Consider the following 4,421-nt stretch of genomic DNA (forward strand, 5'->3'; position numbering starts at 1 on the left):
CCCCTTGATAAGGGGGGTGCCGATAGGCGGGGGGATCCCCCCTTAATCCCCCCTTGATAAGGGGGGCATCTGACAACTTTTAACGCCTACCTACTTAAGTAGGTAGATACAATTAATTAAACATATCTAACTACCTCTTCCATAAGTGCTTGACATCCTCACCAAGAAGTTAATTTTGTGCTATTACTTATCAAATACAGCGTTTCTTATCAAGAGGAAGCATAACCTAATTTGGCATCGACGACCGGCTCTCCAAAAGGAGAACCTCCTACCCCACCATTAGGATAACTGTTTTAATTAGCCAATTATTTTCAGTGATCACTGTTCACTGATTACTGATTACTGATCACTGAATTTAGGCTTCTTGGTTGACAAAAGGCAATAAAGCCATTAAACGAGCCCGTTTCACCGCTTCAGTTAAATCTCGCTGTTGTTTAGAAGTTAAACCGGTGATACGTCTAGGCAGAATTTTGCCGCGTTCGGTGATGAATTTGCGGAGGAGTTCGGTGTCTTTGTAGTCAATCGGTTGACTGGGGGAGATGGGGGAGAGACGTTTACGATAGTAGCTCATAGATTTGTAAAGATTGCTTGACTTTTTAACTAAAGTGTGTTTACTTAATTTCCTTGTGGACGGTGTGCTTATTGCAGTGGGGACAGTATTTCTTGATTTCCAGTCTGCCGGTGGTATTGCGACGGTTTTTGCTGGTGGTGTAGCGAGAAACGCCGGGGGTACGCTTATCGGGATTACTGCGGCATTCCGTGCATTCTACAGTGATGATCAGGCGAACGCCTTTTTTACTAGCCATAACAACAGGGGATCGGGTAAATTTACACGCAATCGATCATTATGACATATCTGGCGCTTTTTAGGCAAGAGCGGCCGGGGCAACGCAGGGAATTGTCGGCTAAAAAGTTCAGTTTGGGATGAAATCCAGCACAAAAAAGCTAGAATAATCAGAGCAGTTGGCGAGGATGAGGAAAAATGACGGTAAGATTGGGTAAACCGATTTTAGTGACGGGGATAGGCATTACCATCGCTTTCACCCTGGGGGAAAGTCTCAATAGTACACTGAGCGAAATTGGTTCCTGGGGTATTTTCGGTGCGTTTGTCCTTGGTGCCGGTATCTGGTTTTGGCAAAAACCCAACTCGAAAATAGATTTTTCCCCCCCCACTCCCCTGAGTCTAGAAAAGGTTAAACAAGCGATTAGCAAGGCCGAGAAGATAATTAATTATCTGGCCAAAGAAGACCCCCATCAAGACTTAACCCCACTGAAAACCACTTTAACCCAATTAAACCAAGAATTTAGTCGCCAAGACCTGAAAATTGCCATTACCGGTGCTAGAAAAACTGGTAAAACTGCCCTAAAAAAACTACTAGAAACCGGCAACTTTGGAGAATCTATCGCTTTTCTGGAAACGGAACCGCTTCTAACTCTCGACTGCACCGCTAACCAGAAAAAGTCCCTAGCAGCCGACTTAGTTTTGTATCTGATCAATGGGGATTTAAGCGATTCCGAATGGCAAATTCTCCAGCAATTCGATCGAATGCACCAGCGTGTTATCCTGTTACTCAATAAACAGGATCGTTTACCCGCCGAAACCAGAGAAGAAATTCTCCTTTCCCTAAAACAAAGACTGAAAAAAACTATTCCTGCTCATCATATTTTAGCCATAGCCGCTGCCCCTGAACCCCTAAAAGTTCGTCAACATCAAAGCAATGGAGAAATCAAGGAATGGACGGAACCCCAAACCGTGGTTATCGCTCCTTTAGATAATCATCTCCGACAAATTATCGAACAAGAAAAGTCCGAATTAGTTCTGGGAACTATCTGGAGACAAGCGCTAGAATTAGCAAAGGAAACCAAACAATTACTCAATCAATCCCGACGCAAAAAGGCTTTACCTGTTATCGAACAATACCAATGGATAGCCGCTACTGCCACTTTTGCTAATCCTCTCGCGGCCCTAGATTTAGTTTTAGCGGCAGCTACTAACGCTCAAATGTTAGTGGATTTAGGGGCAATTTATCAACAAAAAATGTCCCTTGAACAAGCAAAAACAGCCATGGCCACCCTAGGGAAGATGATGGTACAATTAGGCATGGTAGAAGTGACAACCCAGGCATTAGGAACGATTCTCAAGGGAAATGCGATTACTTATATCGCCGGTGGTACAGTGCAGGGAATTGGGGCAGCCTATCTAACTCGTTTAGCTGGTTTAAGTTTAATTGAATATTTCCAAGAACAGGAAATTAACGAGCAGCTGAATAATGATTGGAATTGGACGAGTTTGCAGAATAAAGTTAAACAGGTCTGGGAACAAAATCAGCGCCTAGCATTTTTACAGGATTTTGTCAAGCAAACGAGCGCTCGTTGGTCGGCATTTTCCGGTTAAAAAATCTAGTTAAGAACCGGGAAAAGGTAAATGCTGACGCAGCACATCCCAGCGCGAACAATCCCAATAATCGATATGAGAAATAATCAGATTATTGTCATCGAGAGTTAATTCGCTGCGTCCAGAAATAGCGATACGAGGCCGCCAAGGTAAAGGGGTTGTCCAGTGCAATGTCCAACGGGTATTAATAATATTTCCCTGCCGTTCAATTGCGTGGACATCCATCTTGATAGCTTGGAACCATTGACTCATAAAACCAATCATTTCCCGATAGCGTTTAATCCCCCGAAATTGATTGAGAGGGTCTTGAAAATAAACGTTATCAGCATAAATATCATAGGTTTGATCGAGGGGAAATCTTTGATAATCTTGCTGCAAAATAGCGATAATATCCATAAAGTACCAAATTATTCCCGATAGCTATTGCCTTTTTTCACTGCTGAGGGGTCACTGTTAACTATTAAGTACCTAAGCAAAATTAGTTACACATATTTAACTACCTTTTGCCTATTGCCTATTGCCTATTGCCTATTGCCTCTCCTAACCAAGAAATTAATTTTGCACCACTACTTAAAAGATCACTCCCGTCAAACTAAAGGGACGGACTTCGGTAATTTTAACCTTAACAAATTTGCCTCGCAATTCCTCAATATTTCCCGTAAAGAAAGTTAAGCGATTGCCTCTAGTTCTTCCCATAACTTGACTAGCATCTTTAGGGTTAACGTCTTCCACTAAAATTTCCTCAATTCTGCCTAAATATCTTTGGGAACGTTCAGCGGCTTTTGTGGCCACTAAATGATTTAATCTTTGTAAGCGATCGCTTTTTACCTGCTCACTTAATTGATCATCCCAAATAGCGGCAGGAGTTCCGGGACGGGGAGAATAGGCCGCCGTATTTAATTGATCAAAACCAATCTCATCGACTAATTTTAAAGTATTCTCGAACTGTGCCTCTGTTTCTCCGGGGAATCCGACAATCGCATCGGCACTAATGGCAGCATCCGGCATTAAATCGCGAATATTAGCAATAATTTGTCGGTATTTTTCCTGAGTATAGCCCCGTTTCATGGCCTTGAGGATATCATTATCCCCCGATTGAAAAGGGATATGAAAATGTTCACAAACTTTAGGTAATTCCTGACAAGCTTTAATCAAACGTTCGGTAAAATAGCGGGGGTGACTGGTGGCAAAACGGAGACGTTCAATGCCGGCCACATCGTGAACGTAGTAGAGTAAATCGGTAAAATTGTGCAGATGTCGGCCGCTTGCCGTCACTCCGGGTAAATCCCGTCCGTAGGCATCGATATTTTGACCTAAAAGGGTGATTTCTTGATAACCCTGTTGTCCTAATTGTGCCATTTCTGCTCGAATTGCCGCAGGAGTGCGAGATTGTTCCACCCCGCGCACCCCCGGAACCACACAATAGGTACAGCGTTCATTGCAACCATAGATGACGTTCACCCAAGCGGTAATATTACTATCCCGGCGCGGTTTGGTGATATCTTCCATGATGTGGATGGGTTCGGTGGCCACCACCTGGGAACCGTCAAAAACTTGTTGTAATAAGTCTCCCAAGCGGTTTGCGTGTTGGGGACCGATAATTAAATCCACTTCGGGAACCCGTCTTAACAATTGTTCCCCTTCCTGTTGAGCCACGCAGCCAGCGACAATTAAAGTAAGATCGGGTTGAGTTTGTTTGCGTTTAGCCTGTCTACCGAGATAGGAATACACCTTCTGTTCGGCATTATCGCGAATTGTACAGGTATTGTAGAGGATTAAATCGGCTTCGTTGGCATCCTCAGACCATTGAAACCCCAAATCTTCTAAAATACCCGCCATGCGTTCGGAGTCAGCTTTATTCATCTGACAACCAAAGGTGGTGATATGGTAACGACGTGGGGACTTATTCATGATGCTGGCTACAGAAACAAGAGTGCAGGTTTCTATTTTAGGCTATTTATTCTCTGACTTGAAAGAAGCGGTCGGCGGTCGGCAGGATTCAGGAGTCGGGATTCAGGAGTCAGGA

Annotated in this window: 5 protein-coding genes; 1 reads left to right on the top strand and 4 read right to left on the bottom strand. The window is 43.7% G+C overall.

Features of this window, described 5'->3' with window-relative positions; translation table 11 throughout:
• Positions 1-355: 355 nt before the first annotated feature.
• Entirely contained in the window at positions 356-571 is a 216-nt protein-coding gene (rpsR, locus tag PX636_RS04615; protein ID WP_002770735.1) for a 30S ribosomal protein S18, read from the bottom strand.
• A 40-nt stretch (positions 572-611) separates the two neighbouring features.
• The gene (gene rpmG / locus PX636_RS04620) at positions 612-806 is read right to left on the bottom strand and encodes a 50S ribosomal protein L33 (RefSeq protein ID WP_002734724.1); all 195 of its coding nucleotides are present in this window, start codon (positions 804-806) and stop codon (positions 612-614) included.
• Between the two features lie 176 nt (positions 807-982).
• Between rpmG and PX636_RS04625 the strand changes: the two genes are divergently transcribed.
• Positions 983-2,395 (top strand): slr1306 family protein, encoded by a 1,413-nt coding sequence (locus tag PX636_RS04625; RefSeq protein WP_288116351.1) that lies wholly within the window; start codon positions 983-985, stop codon positions 2,393-2,395.
• Positions 2,396-2,404: 9 nt separating this feature from the next.
• Here PX636_RS04625 and PX636_RS04630 read toward each other — a convergent pair whose 3' ends face one another.
• Both PX636_RS04630 and miaB read right to left on the bottom strand, forming a co-directional pair.
• A complete protein-coding gene (locus PX636_RS04630; protein WP_061430953.1) occupies positions 2,405-2,791 on the bottom strand; it encodes a C6orf136 family protein in 387 nt (128 codons plus the stop codon).
• Between the two features lie 174 nt (positions 2,792-2,965).
• Positions 2,966-4,306, bottom strand: a complete 1,341-nt coding sequence (gene miaB, locus PX636_RS04635) for a tRNA (N6-isopentenyl adenosine(37)-C2)-methylthiotransferase MiaB (protein WP_287169629.1) — start codon at positions 4,304-4,306, stop codon at positions 2,966-2,968.
• Positions 4,307-4,421 lie beyond the last annotated feature (115 nt).

It is taken from the genome of Microcystis sp. M53598_WE2 (assembly GCF_030067735.1).
GTDB lineage: Bacteria > Cyanobacteriota > Cyanobacteriia > Cyanobacteriales > Microcystaceae > Microcystis > Microcystis aeruginosa.

Coding starts and splice junctions, on each gene's coding strand:
- miaB (WP_287169629.1), bottom strand. CDS start 4,306: ATGAATAAGTCCCCACGTCGTTACCATATCACCACCTTTGGTTGTCAG.
- PX636_RS04630 (WP_061430953.1), bottom strand. CDS start 2,791: ATGGATATTATCGCTATTTTGCAGCAAGATTATCAAAGATTTCCCCTC.
- rpsR (WP_002770735.1), bottom strand. CDS start 571: ATGAGCTACTATCGTAAACGTCTCTCCCCCATCTCCCCCAGTCAACCG.
- PX636_RS04625 (WP_288116351.1), top strand. CDS start 983: ATGACGGTAAGATTGGGTAAACCGATTTTAGTGACGGGGATAGGCATT.
- rpmG (WP_002734724.1), bottom strand. CDS start 806: ATGGCTAGTAAAAAAGGCGTTCGCCTGATCATCACTGTAGAATGCACG.